General features: G+C 38.3%; 24 protein-coding genes. 6 read left to right on the top strand and 18 right to left on the bottom strand.

The window, feature by feature from the left end; translation table 11 throughout:
• Positions 1-56 precede the first annotated feature (56 nt).
• The 5 genes from HWV01_RS09225 to dfrA all read right to left on the bottom strand — a co-directional run bounded on the left by HWV01_RS09225 (position 57) and on the right by dfrA (position 3659).
• Positions 57-1535: a PhoPQ-activated protein PqaA family protein gene (locus tag HWV01_RS09225; protein WP_211675092.1), complete on the bottom strand. Its 1479-nt coding sequence runs from the start codon at positions 1533-1535 to the stop codon at positions 57-59.
• A gap of 253 nt (positions 1536-1788) precedes the next feature.
• The gene (locus HWV01_RS09220; protein WP_211675091.1) at positions 1789-2259 is read right to left on the bottom strand and encodes a GNAT family N-acetyltransferase; all 471 of its coding nucleotides are present in this window, start codon (positions 2257-2259) and stop codon (positions 1789-1791) included.
• Positions 2260-2268: 9 nt separating this feature from the next.
• On the bottom strand, positions 2269-2886 hold the full coding sequence (locus tag HWV01_RS09215; RefSeq protein WP_211675090.1) for a Type 1 glutamine amidotransferase-like domain-containing protein: 618 nt from the start codon (positions 2884-2886) through the stop codon (positions 2269-2271).
• 112 nt (positions 2887-2998) lie between these two features.
• Entirely contained in the window at positions 2999-3169 is a 171-nt protein-coding gene (locus tag HWV01_RS09210; RefSeq protein WP_211675089.1) for a hypothetical protein, read from the bottom strand.
• Positions 3162-3659 (bottom strand): trimethoprim-resistant dihydrofolate reductase DfrA, encoded by a 498-nt coding sequence (dfrA, locus tag HWV01_RS09205; protein WP_211675088.1) that lies wholly within the window; start codon positions 3657-3659, stop codon positions 3162-3164. The genes HWV01_RS09210 and dfrA overlap by 8 nt, the downstream gene beginning before the upstream one ends.
• 210 nt (positions 3660-3869) lie before the next feature.
• On the opposite strand from dfrA, the gene HWV01_RS09200 reads away from it, so the two are divergent.
• Positions 3870-4439, top strand: a complete 570-nt coding sequence (locus HWV01_RS09200; RefSeq protein ID WP_211675087.1) for a porin family protein — start codon at positions 3870-3872, stop codon at positions 4437-4439.
• A 338-nt stretch (positions 4440-4777) separates the two neighbouring features.
• Positions 4778-6799, top strand: a complete 2022-nt coding sequence (locus HWV01_RS09195; protein ID WP_211675086.1) for a TonB-dependent receptor domain-containing protein — start codon at positions 4778-4780, stop codon at positions 6797-6799.
• A gap of 192 nt (positions 6800-6991) precedes the next feature.
• Here HWV01_RS09195 and HWV01_RS09190 read toward each other — a convergent pair whose 3' ends face one another.
• From HWV01_RS09190 to HWV01_RS09175, 4 genes are all read right to left on the bottom strand, one after another.
• Positions 6992-7465 carry a GNAT family N-acetyltransferase gene (locus HWV01_RS09190; protein WP_211675085.1) on the bottom strand — a complete coding sequence of 158 codons (474 nt, stop codon included), beginning with the start codon at positions 7463-7465 and terminating at the stop codon, positions 6992-6994.
• Positions 7466-7548: 83 nt separating this feature from the next.
• Complete coding sequence (locus tag HWV01_RS09185; protein WP_211675084.1) at positions 7549-7749, bottom strand: DUF6434 domain-containing protein; 201 nt, start codon at positions 7747-7749, stop codon at positions 7549-7551.
• A complete protein-coding gene (locus tag HWV01_RS09180) occupies positions 7746-8174 on the bottom strand; it encodes a VOC family protein (protein ID WP_211675083.1) in 429 nt (142 codons plus the stop codon). The genes HWV01_RS09185 and HWV01_RS09180 overlap by 4 nt, the downstream gene beginning before the upstream one ends.
• A gap of 155 nt (positions 8175-8329) precedes the next feature.
• Entirely contained in the window at positions 8330-8791 is a 462-nt protein-coding gene (locus HWV01_RS09175) for a GNAT family N-acetyltransferase (protein ID WP_211675082.1), read from the bottom strand.
• A 324-nt stretch (positions 8792-9115) separates the two neighbouring features.
• Between HWV01_RS09175 and HWV01_RS09170 the strand changes: the two genes are divergently transcribed.
• Positions 9116-9958 (top strand): hypothetical protein, encoded by an 843-nt coding sequence (locus HWV01_RS09170; RefSeq protein ID WP_211675081.1) that lies wholly within the window; start codon positions 9116-9118, stop codon positions 9956-9958.
• A 193-nt stretch (positions 9959-10151) separates the two neighbouring features.
• Here the strand turns inward: HWV01_RS09170 and HWV01_RS09165 are convergent, their stop codons facing one another.
• A complete protein-coding gene (locus HWV01_RS09165) occupies positions 10152-10994 on the bottom strand; it encodes a methyltransferase domain-containing protein (protein ID WP_211675080.1) in 843 nt (280 codons plus the stop codon).
• A 1177-nt stretch (positions 10995-12171) separates the two neighbouring features.
• Between HWV01_RS09165 and HWV01_RS09160 the strand changes: the two genes are divergently transcribed.
• Positions 12172-12576, top strand: a complete 405-nt coding sequence (locus HWV01_RS09160) for a hypothetical protein (RefSeq protein WP_211675079.1) — start codon at positions 12172-12174, stop codon at positions 12574-12576.
• 335 nt (positions 12577-12911) lie between these two features.
• On the opposite strand, the gene HWV01_RS09155 is transcribed toward HWV01_RS09160, so the two are convergent.
• The 8 genes from HWV01_RS09155 to HWV01_RS09120 form a co-directional block, all read right to left on the bottom strand.
• Positions 12912-13367, bottom strand: coding sequence for a GNAT family N-acetyltransferase (locus HWV01_RS09155; RefSeq protein ID WP_211675078.1), 456 nt, complete (start codon positions 13365-13367; stop codon positions 12912-12914).
• Between the two features lie 211 nt (positions 13368-13578).
• On the bottom strand, positions 13579-14289 hold the full coding sequence (locus HWV01_RS09150) for a GDSL-type esterase/lipase family protein (RefSeq protein WP_211675077.1): 711 nt from the start codon (positions 14287-14289) through the stop codon (positions 13579-13581).
• Between the two features lie 27 nt (positions 14290-14316).
• Complete coding sequence (locus HWV01_RS22485) at positions 14317-14604, bottom strand: GNAT family N-acetyltransferase (protein WP_211675076.1); 288 nt, start codon at positions 14602-14604, stop codon at positions 14317-14319.
• A gap of 54 nt (positions 14605-14658) precedes the next feature.
• Positions 14659-15369 (bottom strand): HAD family hydrolase, encoded by a 711-nt coding sequence (locus HWV01_RS09140; RefSeq protein WP_211675075.1) that lies wholly within the window; start codon positions 15367-15369, stop codon positions 14659-14661.
• Positions 15370-15396: 27 nt separating this feature from the next.
• A complete protein-coding gene (locus HWV01_RS09135) occupies positions 15397-16017 on the bottom strand; it encodes a GNAT family N-acetyltransferase (protein ID WP_249185498.1) in 621 nt (206 codons plus the stop codon).
• 60 nt (positions 16018-16077) lie between these two features.
• A complete protein-coding gene (locus tag HWV01_RS09130) occupies positions 16078-17025 on the bottom strand; it encodes an alpha/beta fold hydrolase (RefSeq protein WP_249185497.1) in 948 nt (315 codons plus the stop codon).
• A 43-nt stretch (positions 17026-17068) separates the two neighbouring features.
• Positions 17069-17611, bottom strand: a complete 543-nt coding sequence (locus HWV01_RS09125) for a nucleotidyltransferase family protein (RefSeq protein WP_211675074.1) — start codon at positions 17609-17611, stop codon at positions 17069-17071.
• Positions 17612-17751: 140 nt separating this feature from the next.
• On the bottom strand, positions 17752-18399 hold the full coding sequence (locus HWV01_RS09120; protein ID WP_249185496.1) for an HAD-IA family hydrolase: 648 nt from the start codon (positions 18397-18399) through the stop codon (positions 17752-17754).
• Positions 18400-18630: 231 nt separating this feature from the next.
• Between HWV01_RS09120 and HWV01_RS22365 the strand changes: the two genes are divergently transcribed.
• Entirely contained in the window at positions 18631-18765 is a 135-nt protein-coding gene (locus HWV01_RS22365; RefSeq protein ID WP_249185543.1) for a hypothetical protein, read from the top strand.
• A 36-nt stretch (positions 18766-18801) separates the two neighbouring features.
• On the top strand, positions 18802-19344 hold the full coding sequence (locus tag HWV01_RS09110; protein ID WP_371816352.1) for a tyrosine-type recombinase/integrase: 543 nt from the start codon (positions 18802-18804) through the stop codon (positions 19342-19344).
• The last annotated feature ends 7 nt before the right edge of the window (positions 19345-19351 follow it).

Here is a 19351-nt window from a genome sequence, read left to right as displayed (position 1 = left end):
TTTTACGATAAAAAGCCCCTCAGTAACAATAATCTGAGGGGCTATGTCAGTTTTCGTTACTGACTTTTAGCCTGGGGATATGTATTTGGTGTTATAAATGCAGGTGACGTCGTCACAAGTCGATTTGAGCCATCTTCATAGACAAACTCAATAAAACGCGAGGTGTAACCTGTCTTAGTCGTAATTGGTGCTAATTTATAAACACATGTTTGTTCAATACAAACACCTGCAATTTGTGTTTGTTTATACTCCATTTTTGCTGGATAAATACGGAAATCTCGCTCCTTTGGATTATAACCTTCCCATAACGTTGCTTTAATTGGCTCAAAGTCTGTCGTTACGCTAATAACCTGATGATCTTTACTTGCATTCCAACGCACATCGGGCCTAGGACGTTTATTAATAAACAAGGTGTAATATTCAATAAGCGCCGGATTCACGATCGAATAATCAATATAATGACGCTGATTAGGTAAAATCCGAAGTACGGTTTCTCCAGGTAAAGCTTTCGCGTACTGTAAGTATGAATCCGGAACAAAGAAATCATCTGACGATGCGTTAATAATATATTTAGGCACCGCCAAACGTGAGGCATATTTTGGATAAGATAAATAAGCAATCGGATCTTCGATGCTCATTAATTTGTCGAATTCAAGACTCCCCATACGGTCCGTTACACCTTGCGCTTCATAATCATGAAATGCAAATGGCCAACCGTTTAGACTATTTTTTATATGAAGTAGGTTTTCTTTGGTGTTCAGAATATCGATAACAATAGGGATAATACCATTGACTCGGTCATCTACTATCGTTGTTAGCCACGCTGTCCAACCACGTTTACTGGCACCCGATAACACAAAATCAGTCGGTTTTTGGTAGCCATGAATTTCGGCTTGCAATTGAATCATGTCCATTGCCTTAACAACCGCTTTCGTCATAGGTAAATGTGCAGACCAATAAGCATTATGTTCCGGATCATCCATATATTTATTCCAAGTATAAGCAACAATATCGTCTTCACGCCTTGCTATGCCATCATCAAAACTTAAATACTGGTCGGGGATATCTTGTAGATCTGCAACAACAGATTGCGTTGCTTTTACGAGCCCCTCAAAATCCACCTCAGCTGGTTTAGGGTTAGATTTACCCTTTTCTTCAAACCGCGTGCCACCATTAATATAAAGGAATGATTGCGATGAAGTGACATGATCTGGTACATAAAGCACTAGCGTGTGCTTCCAGTCACGTCCAGAGTTGCTTATTGTTTTATCAGGCCAAAATTGACTCGTAAATGTATAGGTATATACGGTTAAAGCAGCTTCCTTTCTATATTCACTCTTTTCTAGTTTCAAGTCCGCCTTTGTAGACGAATCTGAATTTACAAAACACGAGAGCACATTTTGAGGATGCGTTTTTAACTCTGATTTTAAACATAACGTATTTTCATCCGCAAATACTGCGCTAGATATTAAACTAAGTGCACACCCAAATAGGAAACCTTTACTCGCTTTTTTTGTAAAACCAATGCTATACATTTCTGCATCCTTTCAAACATCAAAAAATAAAATAATTATCTAGCTCGGTGAACTAGAGCATTACGTTAACTTAAATCCCAAGACTAGTGATAAATAACCATATCACTAACGGAATAATAGAATGCTAAGATTGCACTGAATAACCATTTTAATCAATCAGTTATTTACTATTGTTGAGGTTCACCCATTCGTACAGCGCCCCTCTTCAAACTTTATATTATTCTTTAAAACGTATCCAACCTGGTCTTATGTGTTAAGTTCGCATCACGAAAGCCATTTGAATCTCACCATTTTGACTACTGATTACGTCAAACCCAGCATCTTGGTATACTTTTATTGCACTTAAATTCGTTTGATACACAGTTAAAATAAGCGAATTACTGTTAAAGTGTTTGAGATAACACTTTGCTAAATCAAGTAATTTAAAAGCAATCCCTAGTCCTCTGTTCTTTTTTACTACGTACATTTGGATTATTTCGATTTTTTTCGATGTTGAAGGAGTTAGTCCACATAAACCAACCAACTCGTTACCAATAAATGCACCTAACATAGCGCTATTTTTGCTTTCTTCTTCAATGAGCTTTTCAAGGTACAATTGAGGTAACTTAACTTGTTTTTCGTATCCCGAACCGAAACATTCAGGATGCAATTTCAAACTTTCTAATCTCAATTCACGATATGCACGGCTATCCTCAGCCTCCAACACTCTACAATATACTTCCATATAACCTCGTTAAATACTTACCAACTCAACCTTGTCACCATCTACCAATATCACTTGCGCATTACTGAAAGGGATAAGATTAATCGCATCCATGTAATTTGACATTATTTTTTGCGTACTTTCTTGAAACGGAAAGTTTGTATAATGCGGTAACGGGTAAAAATCAATGACACTTAAAGAAGAAAAAGAGACTAGGTCTGCAACAGCGTTAAAGTCATCCATCTCTTTTACATATTCAATATTTGGAGACAGGATTACTGAACCCGCAGATTCGCCAATATACGGTTTACCTCGGTTAATTTGTTCCTTTATTAATTCATCGGCACCCGTTCTTCTTAGCTCTTTAAGCAAGAAAAATGTATTTCCTCCACTGATATAAATAAAGTCATTACTTTCTAGCTTACTTGATATTTCGTTTTTTGTAGCTGTAGAAATTTCTAACACATCAATAATTAAACCTAGATCTTGCAACACCTTTTTACCTGCATCCACATAAAAAGTGACTTCTTCATGAATACTCGCTGTAGGGATGAATGTAACAGTCTTCCCCTTTAGCTCAGTTTTTTCCGATTGAACAAATAACTCGACTACATCAGTAAACGATGACGCTAAAAACAATTTTTTCATTACTTTTCCCTAAAACTAAACAAGATAATCCAGATTAAAACCGAACGCATGACTAATTGAAATGATCGCTTCGCACACAATCATGAATATTATCAATAAATTCAGAAACTTGTCATACTGTTACATTACTTTCTATAATTTCATTTAATAACCCTGGGAGCAACTCAGGTTTAAAGCTGTCGTGACCTGCTACGCACATCTCTTCTAAAGACCACCACTTCCATTTTTGAATCGTGCTTTTTTCTTCTTCAGTCCACTGCGCTGCAAAAAAATCCTTAAACACTCGGTACAACGGCTTCCTCACTCTTTTGCCAAATTTGATAGCAATAGTTAATATTCGATTCAAATTTTTGCTCAAACGCTAAACTAAATAAACCTGGGATTTCAGGAAAAACAATATCCCCTTCAGTTTCAATATCAATTGTTGATATATGCAAAGTATCAACTTTAGAAATCAAACTTCTATAAATCTCGCCGCCACCCGAAACAATAACGTGATCGGTAATATCTTCTAACTCTTTTAAAGCACCCTCAATTGAAGAAAAAACCATTACATTTTCATCCTCTGAAACGAAATCAGATCGTGATATCACGGCGTACTTACGATTTGGTAGCGACCCCATAGACTCAAAAGTTTTGCGTCCAACTAAAAGCCATTGATTATATGTCATGGCTTTGAATAAAAGTTGCTCACCTTTAGCTCTCCATGGAATATCAGGACCATTGCCAATGATGCCATTCAGAGACTTTGCAGCCATTAATGATAACTTCATGATTAACTCCTTTGGTTAATACCTAATTATGCTCTACTAGAATTTTTTGATAACAACATGGGCACTTTTGAATTAAAAAAGAAGGGATTACAAAAATACACCTTTACTTACAGTACCTTACTCTACTTTAACCTAGTTGTATTGTTTTAAATTTAGTGTCATTTATAATCCGGCCATCAAAATAATCAATAATAAATATAAAGGTAAATAATGAAATCTATAACTGTACTTGGTGCCTTAGCTGCAATCGTATTAACGACACATGTTCAAGCAAACCAAGACGTCTCAGGCTTCTACATTGGTGGTGGTTTAGGCTCGACATTTAGTGATTCTGATAGCAATTCATTTTATTCTGATACCCATGGTAATACACTAAAATTTATTGGTGGTTACCAATTTAACCGTATCGTTGCAATTGAAACTCAATATACAAAATACGGGGATGTCACACCACTTAACAACAAAAATGGCTATAAATGGGCGCCTACTACTTTATCTCTAACCGCCAATCTTGGTTACACTTTCCAAAATGGCTTACGTCCTTTTACTACCATTGGTTTGTCATCACTGGATCTACACCAAACAACGAAAAAAATAGACGATAGCAGTGCTACAGCCGCACGTTTAGGACTAGGTTTAGAATATACACCAGCGACTTTATCTAATATAAACTTCCGTGCAGGCTATGAAGCTGACGCTTTCACACTTAAGACTCCAGGTAAATCTGATACTGATGTTATTTTAAGTTCGCTATACCTAGCTGCATCTTACAAATTCTAACGTTGTAAATTTATTGTGTTGGGCTATATCTAGCTAGTCCGATTAAAATGATACGATAGTCTACAACGACAGTAGACTATCACTCTCCCCCCCCCCAGCTCCTTAAGCCTCCTCTTATTCTTTTTATAACCCATTTATAGCCCCCATAAATTTCATCCCCCTTCCATGACGATGAAGCCAACTAGGCTCGAATTTAAAGCTATCTTCAGAAAGTATGTAAATAAAGTAAACAATGTAAAGTAGTGTAATGTAAACAATGTAAATGATAACAATTACCATTTAGATATAGTGCTAGAATGCGCGTCTCAAATACACCATATAACGAGACAGATAATAATATGAAATTAAAAGTATTACCTTCGGCAATAGCCATTGCGCTAACATCATTTTCAGCGTTTTCAGATGATGGAAGTATGGTTGTAACAGCAACAGCTTTAGATCAGCTGGTTCAAACTGAGATTAACGCAACAACATTAGAGCAAAAACAAGCTTCCGACATCAAAGATATTCTAAACACTATGCCAAGTGTTACTGTTGATGGTAATGCTAGGTACTCACGTAAAGTATTTATTCGAGGAATGGAAGACAAGTTCGCAGTTGTAACCATCGATGGCGCTCGTCAGGAAGGTCAGCTTTTCCATCACTCCGGTGACCAAACTATCGACCCATCCCTTTTGAAAGTGGCTAAAATTGAGCTAGGGGCCAACTCTGCACTTAATGGCTCAGGTGTTGTCAACGGTTCGTTCAGCTACGAAACAAAAGACCCTGATGATTTACTTCAAGGCGATGATAAATTTGGTGCTCGTATCAAAACGAGTTACCAAAGTGCATACGAACGAAAAGGTGTTGACGTTGCCGTATATACAAAGCTGAACGACAAGCTTCAGTTTATGGCTATCGCAAACTATTCAGAAGATGGCGACCTACATATTCCAAACAAAGACGATGTTAGCTCTAAACAAGGCGAGCTAAAATCAGGTTTGGCAAAAGTCGTCTTTATTCCAAATAACAGCAACGAATTCAAACTAATGATAAACCACTATAGTGATGGTGGTAAACGTCAACTTTCAGGTGAAAAAAACGGCGCTTTATATGCAGACAAAGATCATAATTACAATTCTATCAACCGAGATACAGTAACGCTTCAACACGCCTACAATCCAGACAATGATCTCGTTAATTTAAAGAGCAATCTATACTATAACCGCCAATACATGAAACGCGACCCGCTGACAGATAGCATTTGGAAAAAAGATGCTAATGGAAAATGGATCAAAGATGGTCAAGTATCAATCCCAAATCGCGAATATAATGTAACAACTATCGGGGGTGATATTCGTAATGTTTCTTGGGTTTCTGATCACGAGTTAACATATGGCGTTGACGGTTACACAGCAAAACAGTGGATTGACGCCGAGAATGGCGAAATACTCTCGGGCCCACAAAAAGGTGAAACTAAAAAATATGGTTTTGATGGCGGTAAGATCACAGCTTATGGTCTTTACATTCAGGATTCATTCGAAATTAACGACTTCCGTTTAACGTCGGGACTACGTTACGATATTCATCAACTTGGTGGCATGTATTCTGGTACGCTAGACCAACTTTCACCAAAGTTCAAAGGTGAATACCAAGCAACAAATGATCTACGACTACGTGTAGGCTATGGTCGTTTATTTAAAGGCGCTTCATTACCAGAAGCCTTAATGATAGGAGACCCGAGTAAGGTAACTCAAGGTGATACAAAGGCCATGACGGGTAACAACTATGAAACAGGCTTCGATTACGATTTATCTAACTTACTTGGGGCTGATAACTCAATCATTGGGTTCACGGCTTATAAGTATAACCTTGATAACCAAATGCACCCAACCAAGAACACCAGTTTAACTAACAAGAACGATGCTGAAGTATGGGGTATCGAAACTGTATTCACTTACAAATTAGAAGACCTTAGCATTTATGCTAACCACTCATATTCAGATGGCGATCAGAAGAACCTTAAAGACAACACGACTAGCGATATGAATAAAACAGGTATTCATAATATCAAGGCTGGTTTCAATTATGGCCTGAGCGAAGAGATCGTGTTTGGTTGGGATTCACGCTTCGTTCTAGGTAACGAATATACAGATGAAGAAAATGAAAAGATTAGTCGCCCGGGATTCGGTGTTCATAACATGTGGGCAGCCTATAACCCTACTTTTGCGAAAGACCTAACTATAAATCTTGGCGTAGACAACTTATTCAACAAGCAATATGCAGAACATACAGGCTTCGGTATTTCTTGGGGCTCAGATAAATACACCAGCTACGAAGTCGGCCGTAACTTCAAAGCAAGCCTTGCCTACGCGTTCTAATAGCGAAAGGTCTTAAATACAAGTGTGATGAAAAACTAAGTTTACAGACATATGTATACTTATAAGGTAAGTTAATACTTGTATTTGAGTTAATACCCCCTTCTACTCATGCGGAAGGGGAATTTCATTCATTTCAATACGGTCTAATTTTTTATTTCAAAGACAACACATAGACATCTTCTGCAGGTGCTACTACCAACAACTTTCACTTATTTTCTTTGACATATTATAACCACTAATAGCAAAACCAACTTCCTGATATAACTTTAAAGCCCTTTGATTGTGGTAAGCAACTCTTAGTTTTATTTGTTCAATGCCAATTGATTTCAATTGTGATTCAAGCGCCTTAATTGCTAACTTTCCATAGCCGTTATTACGGCTATTAGGGAATATGAAAAAGTCATAAATAAATGTGGATTTATCACTTACCTTAATCGAGTGCCATAAATAGCCAACAAGGTTCGATTCTGATTCAATACACAGCAGCTCGTGTTCATTGGTTTCCAATCCATTAGGAAAACAACGTATTAGGTCTTGCTGAGCTAATTCGACAGCCCGCTCCATTGAGTGACCATAATTTTTAGAAATCTCATGGCTGTAATCGTCAATGAAATAATCACAATACGCGGGATATTCATCTGATGTCATTGGCCTAAGTTGGATCATGCCAGCTCCTATTAAAAAGTGATTTTCTGCAAGTCTTGCTGTGGCAATGTACTATATCACCGACTTTTCCTGATATTTCGTATTTAACTAAGCCACTCTTCGATTGCGTCACCCATAGTTAATCCTTGTGCACCTTTCATCCACAGCATGAAATTACGATCAAACTTAAAATTTTCGCCACAGTTTAACTTAAAGAACCGACGAACATTTTGAGTGTTCTTATAAGACGATGTAATCAAAGTACTGTTAGAAATAGCATCTTTATGCCAATCAAATTCATTCACGTTACATCCTTAGGCTTTTCACCCAAGTGTTGAGTAAACCGTAATAAATAACCATCTGGGTCTTGAATCAAAAATTCACGCTCTCCAGAAATCTTACTCCCGATGTCATACCACGTTTCTTTCAATTCACGATAATAAGAAACCTGATACTGTTCAAGACGGCCTATAAGCGGGGCTAGAACAGGTAGTTCGATTTGAAGGTTAATACCTCGCCCTAAGGGAGCAACGAGTTCACCCGTTACCCAAGCCGTCTCATTAATCTGCTCAAGCATAATTTGAACCTGGCCTTGCTCTAGATACACAAAATCGGGTTTGTCTCGCCTAATTCGAATAGAGAAACCTAACACTTGTGTATAAAAAGCTAGCGACTTATCAAAATCAGTAACGAGTAATTCGGGAACCATCGGATTCCAATATTCTTCCATATCAATACCCTATTATTAAATAGAAAATGATGCACTTATGCTCGACAATCTTCAATTTCGATTAAAAGATCAGTAACACCAACATCATTATTAAACTGATTCAAAACGCTATGCGCATAACATCATGTTTATTCAACTAATCCTATTCTTATAGACTATATCCGTTGTTCAACATTGAGTTCCATAGGCACATAACGAATGCCATTTATACTCAACTCCTCCGACATTGCTTTAAACCCGACTTTCCCATAAAAACCAAGTGCATAAATAGATGCTTTGACTCGAATCAACCTTGCGCTACTAATTTGCTTCATTTCTTCGACTAGTCGTTTCGCTACACCAAAACCATGATATTCAGTTTTAACATAAAGATGGCCAATGTAGTTCTCTTCCCGCCAAGCTATATAACCGATAATTTCGTTACCAATAGTTGCTTTAACTGCCGAATAAATGTCGGGATTTTTCACCTGATCAATATCAGCCTTAAACGCAATTCTAATCGCCTCCTGACCTTCTGCATTAAGTAGAGGCACGACATGTTCTTCATTAACTGACTCACCTAATTTAAGGATTAAATCTAGATCCCTGTGAGTCACTTTTTCAAAAGTAAATTCCATTTTTTCTCCTAGTACATAACGTCCAAATAAGTAACGGATATAACAGCTATACGTTACCATTAGCGACTTCCTCTAGCTTACCATCTAGTGAAGCCTTGAATACCTAGACATAATGACTCCCCACTAGGCGTTAACCTCCAACTTCGCGGGTTAGTTTTTGAAACCAGAGCCGTAACATATTGATGAAATCTGGATAAGTAAATATAACATTTTACCTACAAACTGTAATGTATATTAAGGTGATTATGGGGGCTATTGATTATGCGTGACTCTTTATAGACTGTACTGTATATTCTCGGCATCTTTATTTATTGGATTGCTAAAATGAAATATTTATTATCTTCTTTATGTCTTGTGGTTATTACATTACTGGCTGGTTGTGGCAGTGGTGGCGGTAGTACACCACCAACAAAAGAAGCTAAGAAGCCCGTTCCAAGAGTGCAAGCGACTCCTGGTGGTTATGTGGAAGTAAGCTCTAATGGGAGTCAAAAAAATATTAATTTAGTGGTACAAAATTATACAATCACCAAGGATATTCCATTGATGCTTGTAACTTTTACCTTAAAAGATACAAATGGGAAAACCCGATTCTTTATTACTCAGGCTAATAATTCAGGAAGGGCTACAATGTTCACTGAACATACTAGTGTCATGCCTTTAAATCGGGATCGTGGTGATGTAAATTTCGAGTTTATTGATAATGGTAAAAAAATCAAACTTACTGTTAAGAGATTAGATGAAAGTGCGAAAGATCTAGGTTTAACCATTGGAGAATCAATCACTTTAGAACGAATTAGTCAGCACGAAAGCTTCGAACAACTAGAAACGTATTCATTTTCCTCAAAAGATAAAAGCTATGATTTACAGTTCACCGCGAACAAGGATGGTACCGCAACAGTACAAGGTCACCAAACCGTTCTAGACTGCACTATTGAAGGAGAATTAAAACAGACGGATACAGAAAAAGCCGGAGCATACGAATTGGTAAAGCACGAACTCAAATTTTCAGGTTGTACTGACAAAGCTAATGATAAAGCAGTTCCTTCGAGTATGTACTTTTTTGATGCTAGTGAAAAATCACACAGGATCAAGCTTTTTATAGCCCCATTATACGTTAAAGATACCGATGGTAAAGGTGGGCTTGTTGTTGAACTTATTGCTAATTAGGTTCTTTTTCTATTTGGTATAAATGTTGTATTCTTGATTATAGCGACATAGTTAAAAAGCCTCCTCTTTGGAGGTTTTTTTGATTTTGTGATAAAGATGGTCAAATTCAAGCTTTAAAAAAACACACGCTAATAAGAAGCCGGATACAACCAAAATTAAGAATCATTAATAATTGTTACGGCTCCCCTTTATTCTATTTTTTCTGCGCACTGACTCCCATCAGATGATCGACCTTTACCACGTTCTTAAAGCCCGCTGCTTTTAACCGGCGGATGACACCGTCGACAAAGCTGCTTCCCTTCTTTATTATGTGTGGATTTCCGGTGTAATGAAAAAGCTGCCCGTCCTTGCGTAGCACTCGGAAGATCTGTCGGTAGAACTCTTCACTATAAAGCTCACCAGCAAGGGAAAAACGCGGTGGATCGTGAATGACCGCATCAAAAGAAGCCGCAGGCATTGTAGGGATCAGTTCATAGCTACTGCCCTGTCGTTGCACAATCCCCTTGTTCCCCAAATCACTTGACCAAGGGTTCTGCGCACGCAGCCCCATTACCTCAGGGCTCAACTCGATAGTAAGTACCTCACTTGCGCCTATTCGGTGGGCTGCAATAGCCGCATAGCCTAGACCGCTGCAGCAATCCAGTACCTTATCACCCTTACGTACCGCCTTCTGAGCCATCTCGGAAGCACTAACAAAAGGGTCAGTTCCCTTGGATATGTGCATCTTAACACCACTAATTTCTAGTAGAGGTGATCCATCCGTAGGAACAAGTTTGTAGTAGCCTGAACTGCGGTCTTCAAGCGGAACTATATCGCCATCACTACAGAGGTAAATCCTTTGTGTCTTCTTGACTATTTTTTTGAGTTCGTCAATAGAAAGTCGATTGTCTTCGTCGAGCACGAGGCCTTGGTCACTTAAAGCAAATTCTTGCTCTGAAAGATTAAGATCAGCGGAAAGCAAGACGCAAGTCTGTCCTTTGGCGATAGCCTCCAGCGCTTGTTTGGCATTTGCTGTATGAAGGTAGTAGTTGGGCATATTATTCGTCTATCTAGTTAAAAAATACTGGCCCTACTATACACCCTCAGCGTTAGAGGGTTAACTTAAATAATTATATTCCTCCGAAAAAATGAACAGCGAACATTTCAGCTTTATAAGTAACCTTATTAACAAAATAAGATGTATCCGGATCACACGAACACCTAGCGAAAGGCGAATATAATAAGGATATTGTGATCATAAATAACGAGGAGAAAGGATTTATGGCTAAAAACACTCAGTTCCTCACCAGATACTAAACAAGTAACCCGTACCGTAATTTTACGATAACCATCAGGTTCGTTGATTCGCTCCAGTACATCCATTAACTCTAGAGCATAGCTTGTCACTTCAAGAACTTGCCAACTCCCTATTCCTAGCACCAAAATAGCGGGCTAAGTAGTTCTTGCTAAATGAGAAACCGAGCAAGCTATACGTGTCCCAGTTAATTGATAGTATGCTCTAGATTAATAACTGTAATATTTGCGTGTTCAAAATAGCTTTTCAAGATAGACCCCTATAGTAAAACATAAAGGCAAAGTATGTCGTACTTACCGTACACTGAAAGTGATTGAACTACTGCTAACCTAAGAGATTACTTTAACAGCCTTATCCAAGTCCATTCATGGAACACGGTTAAAATCGACCGTAGTGGCTGACAGTTTTCTACCTCGATATCCTTGATAAACAATGTAAATAGTTCAATATCGTTAAGCGCCAACGAAAGGCGAATACCCAGTTTGATTCTAAAGTTGCATAGGTGTTGCCTTAAAAACAAGACTCATGGCTGCAGCCGTATATACCGAATTACCAAAAGCTACAGATTATAATAACGTTTTCGTTTAAAGAATAAAATAGGCTACCAATCAAACGGTACTTGCCTATTTAAAGCTATAATTGAATAAAGTTCATACTACCAACAAGAACCTAAACAATAGCACGATACCAAAACAATCTGACAACCACACCGCAACAAAAAGACGCCAGTTATTAACACCACCAAACACCAGTTAACAAGAATAATGTTTCACTTACAATTCTTTACGCGCACATTTAATCTAACAGACTTTACGAATACCCCTTTAGTGATAGTATCGCACTCAGTTAATGCGCTGGCGATTATTTATGATTAGTGCATTCATTTACTATTATATTATTTATTTACATAAGGTTTGTTATGAAAAAGATTTTCACTTTAGGTTTAGCACTACTGACTCTTTCTTCTGTAGTTAAAGCAGATGAGTTTTCGCTAGAAGATACTGATAGTAACTATAGTTATCAAAGGTACACCGTCCTCAACAGTACAAATGGCACTGTAAATCTCGATTTTCATCCAGTGGCGTCAGGAATATGTAATAAACACACGTTCACTGACGTTGCTTCTTTTGAGAAAAGAGTAGACGAACATTCACGAGGTGTTTGTCTGCTTCAGGGGATCACCGGAATGTTAAGAATTGACGAGGAGAGATACGATCTTAGTTACGAAAGCAAAGGTACTTCCTATGGTACATTTGTCGTTATGGTAGAGAAAGATTTGAAGGGGAATTTCATAAAAGCTTATCTAAAACACATGAAATTCTAAAATACCTCAAGCAATTTATTATCCTTTTTAGGGGGGGGATGGTTCCTCCCCTATTCTAGTTAAAGTTATTAATCAACTCCTTCGACACTTCCTGTCTCCATTCCACCTGTAATGCCAGCCAAAAACTTGGAAGACCAAGACGGGCTACTCTGTTGAATAAGAGATATTCTCTTTCTCCTTTATTAATTCGATAAAGGAATATATTAACTGAATTTGGTTCCCTCACTTTCTACCAACTCTCATTTAAAGGGGGTGATATATAATTGGGTGATTTAACCAAAACATGGCATGACAGCCTTGTTGAATCTTAATCTAGAGGCTTGTTAGCAGACAACTTACACCGCCAGTTTGAACCCTTCGTGAGTTGCTATAAAACCAAGTTTTTCATAAAACCTAATAGCATCTGGACGTTGTTTATCGCTAGTAAGTTGAACAACCTTACAATTCTTAGTTTTCGCTAGCTTAATGGCATGTTCAAACATTTGCTCACCGAATCCTCGACCACGAAAAGACTCATGGATTCGAACTCCTTCGATAAGACAACGCCAACTACCAATATGAGTGAGGTAAGGGATAAAAGTTAGCTGGAGCATACCGACTAGCTGCTCATCAACCTCGACTATTATGAGCTCATTATTAGGGTCAACATCTATCGCTTTAAATGCGTCAATATAAGAGCTTTTCAATGGTATTGATGCGTCTTCCCTTTGGCTTCCAAGCGGATCTTCGATAAGTAATGACACGAGATTTTCCAAGTCATTCATCTTTGCTGAACGATACTTTAATTCCATAGATACATCCTTTTCACCTCGGTCTACCAACCAATAATAACGATTAAATTTCTTTATGAACAACACCTTACCAATTTTAGACTACAAGGTAAACAACCAGAAAAAACATATGTGCATAAATAGATAACCAATTTAACTGGCCTTTTCATTTTTCTGGTCATTGAAAATTGCCATTGCTAAAAGTAATTCGAGTTCTAGTCAAGTCAGGGCGTTATGCATTGTCTAGCGCTTTTCGAAGCTGACTTATCCATACTCTGTAACCGTCGGTGTTTAAATGAACGCCGTCTCCAGTATGAAATGTACTTTTCAAATTTCCATTAGGTTCTTGAAGCATGCTGCTGGAATTAATAAAAATGACATTGACATAGTTCGTGGACATCTTTTTTAACGCTGAATTTAGCTGAAGAATCCTCTTGTTAGAGACTTTGACTGAACTGACTCTTTCATCAACGGGTAGCACTGCACTCAAAATTATTTTTTTATCTTTAGGTATAAGGTTCAATATTGTTTGATGATTTTTAACGATACTACTGTTATCTCGGCGTTTAAGGTCGTTCACTCCAATTGCAATCACTATGGATTTTGCTGTGGTAACTGATTTATAAAATGGAAGTCGATTAATCACCCCAATTGTAGTATCAGACCCTATTCCATAATTGACTGAATACTCTGATATGGCAGCAGTCGCTAGTCCTTGCGTTATGCTATCACCAATAAAAATCGTAGCACCTTCGGGAACAGAGCCATCCATGCGCTTATGATAGGTAGTTGTTGTATTGTAATAATCGGAAATTTCGGTGGGTTGATAAATCCCAATTCTTCTTCCTACTTTTTCAACGAAATCACTTTTCACAAGTATCACGGCAATAATGATATGTAGTCCTACTACATACCCGTACCAAACTTTATTACGAGATTTCATATGTATCCTTAGATGCATAACGCCACGTTAAGGTATGAACAGCGTGCTAATTGAGGTACTTCTGCCAATGATACAAACCTTTCCCAAACCTTGGCCTCTATAGTGTTCAGAGACCAGAAGGTCATGGATATTCATCACTTTCTGGGCTCGATAAGTAGAGTAAGATTCGAAACACACAGCAAAAGCAGCTGGCTTGCTGCCTACAAAGCTAATAAATCCGTGAAAATAGGACAAGATAAACAACTGACTTATAACTGTAGGCTCTAATTCAACAGATAGCCCTGGCGCGTATCCATTAAACAAAGATTCGAACATTTCTTGATGTTCAGTATTCCCGTAAGATACCAACGCCCAAGCAAACGCGTCGCTTTACCTTTGATTGTTAGATTTTGATACCAACACACTCGACACTTCCGACAAGCAGGCTATAGAATGGCTTGGCTTATCAATGTCTTCTGGCCAATCATGGAATCCTCGCAGCCATATAGCTTGCATTCCAGCCTTTCTGGCTCCCTCTATATCATTTACAGGATGGTCTCCAATATACCAGCATTGATCTGCGGTAAACCCGAATTCATTAGCTGACTTTGTAAATATGCCACTATCAGGTTTTCGCATACCGGCAGCCTCAGAACTCACTAGCTGCTTAATATATTCAAAAGCCCCTAAGGTTTCGGCAGTTGCTATTCTGGTTTTATCTGCACCATTAGAAATGATTCCAATATGGAACCCTTGCTCAGATAGCTGAACCAGAAGGTCGTTTGCACCACTCATCGGCTGCGCGCATTGAGGAAAGTTCTGTATCCAATGTTCCAGAATATCTTCGACAGCAACCTGTTTACTGTGGATAAACCTTTTGTGAAGCTCATTTGACACAGCATCTTTGATGGTGCTGTAAGGTGATGTTTCACTGAGGTAACCACCATTGTCCTGTGAGAATATGACCATTGCGATATCTTCTGAATTGACAGAAATTAATGAATCAGCGTATCGCTCGCTAAACATTTCCGAGTAAGCTGAAATACTCTTATTTCTATGTACAAGAGTATTATCGAGATCAAAATATATAGCCTTGCGCACAACTCTCCGAAAACGCCTAAGCGCTTGTTAGCAAAACTTACTCTGCAAATTGTTTTTTACCGCTGGCCACTCAGAATTAATAATCGAGTAAACAACAGTATCTCTAATAGAACCATCCTTTAAAATTTGATGGTTTCGGATAATACCGTCTTGTTTGGCTCCTAACCTTTCTATCGCTTTTCTAGAATTTTGGTTAAAGAAGTGAGTTCTAAATTCAACAGCTATTGCAGAGTGTTTTTCAAACACATGCAATAATAAAAGCAATTTACACTCTGTATTAACTGGTGAGCGCCTCACTGATGATGAGTACCATGTATAACCCAACATCGCTCGCTTATTTTTAACATCAACGTTATAAAATCGACTTGTCCCTACAACTTTATTTGTATTATTACACCTTACCGCAAATGCTATATTACCTTTTTTTGAATCTGCAATTGCCTCATCTACATATTCATTCATTAATTCAGGAGACGGAACATTTGCATACCATAACTTCCAAGGCTTTCCAGTGATTTGATAAGTTGTTCCCGATTTCACATCAATATCTAAGTCACCAGGTAGTATCACAGTACCCCATAAGTAAGTAAACGGACACATAATTGATACGCTATGTTTACCAATTTGAATTGGGGCTGTTGTTCCCATTTTATAAATGCAACAACGCATAGTAAGATGCCACGCGTTGCGGATAATTTGTTATGCGGTTTAAGGCGCTGCAGCAAACGATAGAAACGATTCTGCGATTGCTAAAGGGGTTTCCACCATTGGCAAATGACCAACATTTTGTATTATTTCAATTTTTGCATTAGGTATAATTTGCTTTAAAACCGCTGCTCCTGAGACATGTAACACTCGGTCTTTTTCGCCCCATGATATTAAGACAGAACCATTGTAGTTTTTTAAAACACGATCAAGTGGAGAGTCTGGTTGTGGTTTCCCCTGATTCATTCTATGTATTTGGTCAAAAATTTTCGTGTTAATTTTGACCCTTTCTTCAGATTTTAATGCTAGATGTTGTATAACAACAGAGGGAATAAAGGGAGGGTTAACAAACAAAAAATCGAACAATTCCAAAAACTCTGTCTCTGTTCGTGGTAAAACAACGGGGTTTAGACCTTTTTGGGTGGCTGTAAACATTTCACTTGTTTCTGAACTCGCAACACCAAATGGGCTAATAAGCCATAATTTTTTAACTTTACGAGGGTATTGAGCTGCAAAATTTCCCGCAATATATCCGCCCATAGAGCTGCCAGCTAGATTAAATTCAACGAGATTAAGAGCATCAGTTATCTGTTTCAACCGTGCGACTTGTGAGAACACGTCATAATCTAGTTCAATATCTCTTGTACTATTCCCAAAACCCGGCAGGTCAATCGCAATAACATCAAAGTGTTCGACAAGATATCCAGAGATTCTATTCCAGTTATCCTTGTCAGCGCCAAAGCCATGGAGCAAAACTAATGGGGGACCACTTCCACCACGAAGATATTCAATTTCTAACTCATCAACTTTTATGCGTTCTAGTTCAAGACCAGCAACACTCCGTTCAGAACTAATCATGTATCGAAATAGTGTTGAGCTCGGCGTAATTACATATATAAAAGTGAGTAAAAATATGAGTGCTGAAAACGAAACAATTAGCGTTTTTTTCACGTATTGGTCTCCTTTTTACTTGTTATATAATACGAACCACAGTCTAATCGCATAAAACAGTTCTCAAATTAGACCAATGAGCCAACCAACCTTTTGACGTCACACGTTCACTGAAGGTTTCCAAAGAACGCTTAGGATTACGCGTAACGTGTAGATTAAACAACGATTCGAAACCAAAAGTAGAAATACATTCATAGTAACCATTATCTAACTTTCGTATAGCAACAGCTGTTTCCTTTTCTGGCCAATAACTCATCGCGTCAATGATACTTAAATACGGTTTATCGCCATGTCGTTTATGCATAATAGCTTGATTACGCACTTCCCAGTTTAACTCTGGCATCAGCACAGAAAGCTGAGATTCTATGAATTTGTAGTTTTCAGAGTTAGATTCAGTTTCATCGAAATAGATAACGTCAGCGTCATTCAAAGGCGTTGATGTTGATTTTTGGTGCAAGTGGTCCCACACCAAATTTCGGACAAAACCAGCCGCTAGATAACAATAAGGTAAATCAAGTTGCTGAACACAATCAAGAGCTTTAACCCTCAATTCATCTTTTTCAATTAATGTGATTACCCTATCCATATACACCCTGCTTTCTAACGCTTTGCTAATAGGTCTGCGTCCTTTGCACATTCTAGTGAGTTTACAATCACGCTCAGAAAAACGGGAAGAAGACAAGCCTAACCTACTGTTTTAAATCAAGTTAAATTGCACCCTATGTTTTACCAGCATAGTTCATACGAACCATTTTTGTTTTCAATTGCTAGATCTGAAAAGCCGTCAACGATTAAATCAGCTAAAACTAATTCAGATTCTTTATGGCTAGTTAAGATAGCGACGGTAAAGCACCCAGCTTCTTTAGCTGATTTTACTCCAGCAGGCGAATCTTCAAAAGCAACACAACTCACCGCTTTTAAACCTAAATTCTTAGCAGCAAGTGCAAATGGTTCTGGGTGTGGTTTACCAAAAATTACATCTTCGGCACACACCATATTCATAGGTAATTTAAAACCAGATGCAAGTAAACTTGTCTCAGCAACTTTTCTTGGTCCACTCGTTGCTATTGCCCACGAGCACTTAGGTATATTTTCTACGAAACTTAATGCTCCATCAATTTCAGTAGCTGATTCCATAGCTTCGATTGCAATTTTTTTTACTACATTTTCTTCATCAGCATTTGCGTATTGCGAACCAACTAACTCGAGTGTTTCACTAATTTTTCTACCGTGCACGTGTGGATATACAATTGAAAAATCGATTCCGTTTTGCCCGGCCCACTTTTTCCAAATATTGTTTATAACAAGAGTGGTGTTTACAAGTGTTGCATCTACATCAAATATAAAACCTTTGCATGAATATCTATTTATCAAATCTATTCCTTAAATTCGCATAACGCAGCGCTAAGCTGGCTCCAACACATTTCTACACTTTGCAAAACAAAAATGCCATGTGTTGGAGATAAGTTTGAGCACCTTGTTGAACGAAGCCGCTGCGCGGCAGAGTAAACAAGCCTGCGTTCATACTAATAACAGCAACGATTTAATTATCTTTATGAACAACACCTTACCAATTTAAGGCTACAAGGTAAACGGCCAGCAACCATTGATGGCTATTCTCGTGCGGTTCGACGCATTTCGGCTTATTTTGATAAGTCCCCAGACACATTAACTACTGCTGATTTAAAAGTTTATTTCAATAGCCTGCCAGGCCCACTTCTTGGAGTACCGTTAAATTAGACCGTAACGGTTTACAGTTTTTCTACCGCTACACGCTTGATAAGCAATGGGACTAGGAAGCAGCGCTACCAAGTATTCTTTCTCACGCTTTACAGCATTGGATTGCGATTAAGTGAGGGCTTAAACCTTACCGTTCATGATATTGATAGCCAGACTATGCAAGTCCATATCCGTGAAGCTAAAGGTGGCAAAGACAGGTTGGTGCCATTACCTAAACGAACTTTACTCGCACTGCGCAGTCATTGGCAAACGCATCATCATGCGCGACTGATTTTCCCTGGCTTGGGTAATGGTATGAACTCGCCGATGGATAAAGGCGGCATTCAAAAAGCCATCAAGCAAGTTCTGCGTGATTGTCATATCAACAAACTCGTTAGCCCGCATTCGCTACGTCATTGCTTTGCTACTCACTTACTCGAAGGCGGACTAGATTTACGCTCACTGCAAGTCTTACTCGGTCATGCCTCGCTAAACACTACAGCGAGATACACTCAATTAACCCAACTCAAACAAAAGGATGCGGCCGTTGCCATCAATCAACTCGCTGACAAGTTAGCGCTAGATTGGAGTTTAAAATGAGTACCTT

This window comes from Moritella sp. 5, from assembly GCF_018219455.1.
GTDB lineage: Bacteria > Pseudomonadota > Gammaproteobacteria > Enterobacterales > Moritellaceae > Moritella.
Note: the sequence above shows the minus strand (reverse complement) of the source record. Positions and strands in the feature narration are given on the sequence as shown.

Coding starts and splice junctions, on each gene's coding strand:
- HWV01_RS09225 (WP_211675092.1), bottom strand. CDS start 1,535: ATGTATAGCATTGGTTTTACAAAAAAAGCGAGTAAAGGTTTCCTATTT.
- HWV01_RS09220 (WP_211675091.1), bottom strand. CDS start 2,259: ATGGAAGTATATTGTAGAGTGTTGGAGGCTGAGGATAGCCGTGCATAT.
- HWV01_RS09215 (WP_211675090.1), bottom strand. CDS start 2,886: ATGAAAAAATTGTTTTTAGCGTCATCGTTTACTGATGTAGTCGAGTTA.
- dfrA (WP_211675088.1), bottom strand. CDS start 3,659: ATGAAGTTATCATTAATGGCTGCAAAGTCTCTGAATGGCATCATTGGC.
- HWV01_RS09200 (WP_211675087.1), top strand. CDS start 3,870: ATGAAATCTATAACTGTACTTGGTGCCTTAGCTGCAATCGTATTAACG.
- HWV01_RS09195 (WP_211675086.1), top strand. CDS start 4,778: ATGAAATTAAAAGTATTACCTTCGGCAATAGCCATTGCGCTAACATCA.
- HWV01_RS09190 (WP_211675085.1), bottom strand. CDS start 7,465: ATGATCCAACTTAGGCCAATGACATCAGATGAATATCCCGCGTATTGT.
- HWV01_RS09180 (WP_211675083.1), bottom strand. CDS start 8,174: ATGGAAGAATATTGGAATCCGATGGTTCCCGAATTACTCGTTACTGAT.
- HWV01_RS09175 (WP_211675082.1), bottom strand. CDS start 8,791: ATGGAATTTACTTTTGAAAAAGTGACTCACAGGGATCTAGATTTAATC.
- HWV01_RS09170 (WP_211675081.1), top strand. CDS start 9,116: ATGAAATATTTATTATCTTCTTTATGTCTTGTGGTTATTACATTACTG.
- HWV01_RS09165 (WP_211675080.1), bottom strand. CDS start 10,994: ATGCCCAACTACTACCTTCATACAGCAAATGCCAAACAAGCGCTGGAG.
- HWV01_RS09160 (WP_211675079.1), top strand. CDS start 12,172: ATGAAAAAGATTTTCACTTTAGGTTTAGCACTACTGACTCTTTCTTCT.
- HWV01_RS09155 (WP_211675078.1), bottom strand. CDS start 13,367: ATGGAATTAAAGTATCGTTCAGCAAAGATGAATGACTTGGAAAATCTC.
- HWV01_RS09150 (WP_211675077.1), bottom strand. CDS start 14,289: ATGAAATCTCGTAATAAAGTTTGGTACGGGTATGTAGTAGGACTACAT.
- HWV01_RS22485 (WP_211675076.1), bottom strand. CDS start 14,604: ATGTTCGAATCTTTGTTTAATGGATACGCGCCAGGGCTATCTGTTGAA.
- HWV01_RS09135 (WP_249185498.1), bottom strand. CDS start 16,017: ATGGGAACAACAGCCCCAATTCAAATTGGTAAACATAGCGTATCAATT.
- HWV01_RS09125 (WP_211675074.1), bottom strand. CDS start 17,611: ATGGATAGGGTAATCACATTAATTGAAAAAGATGAATTGAGGGTTAAA.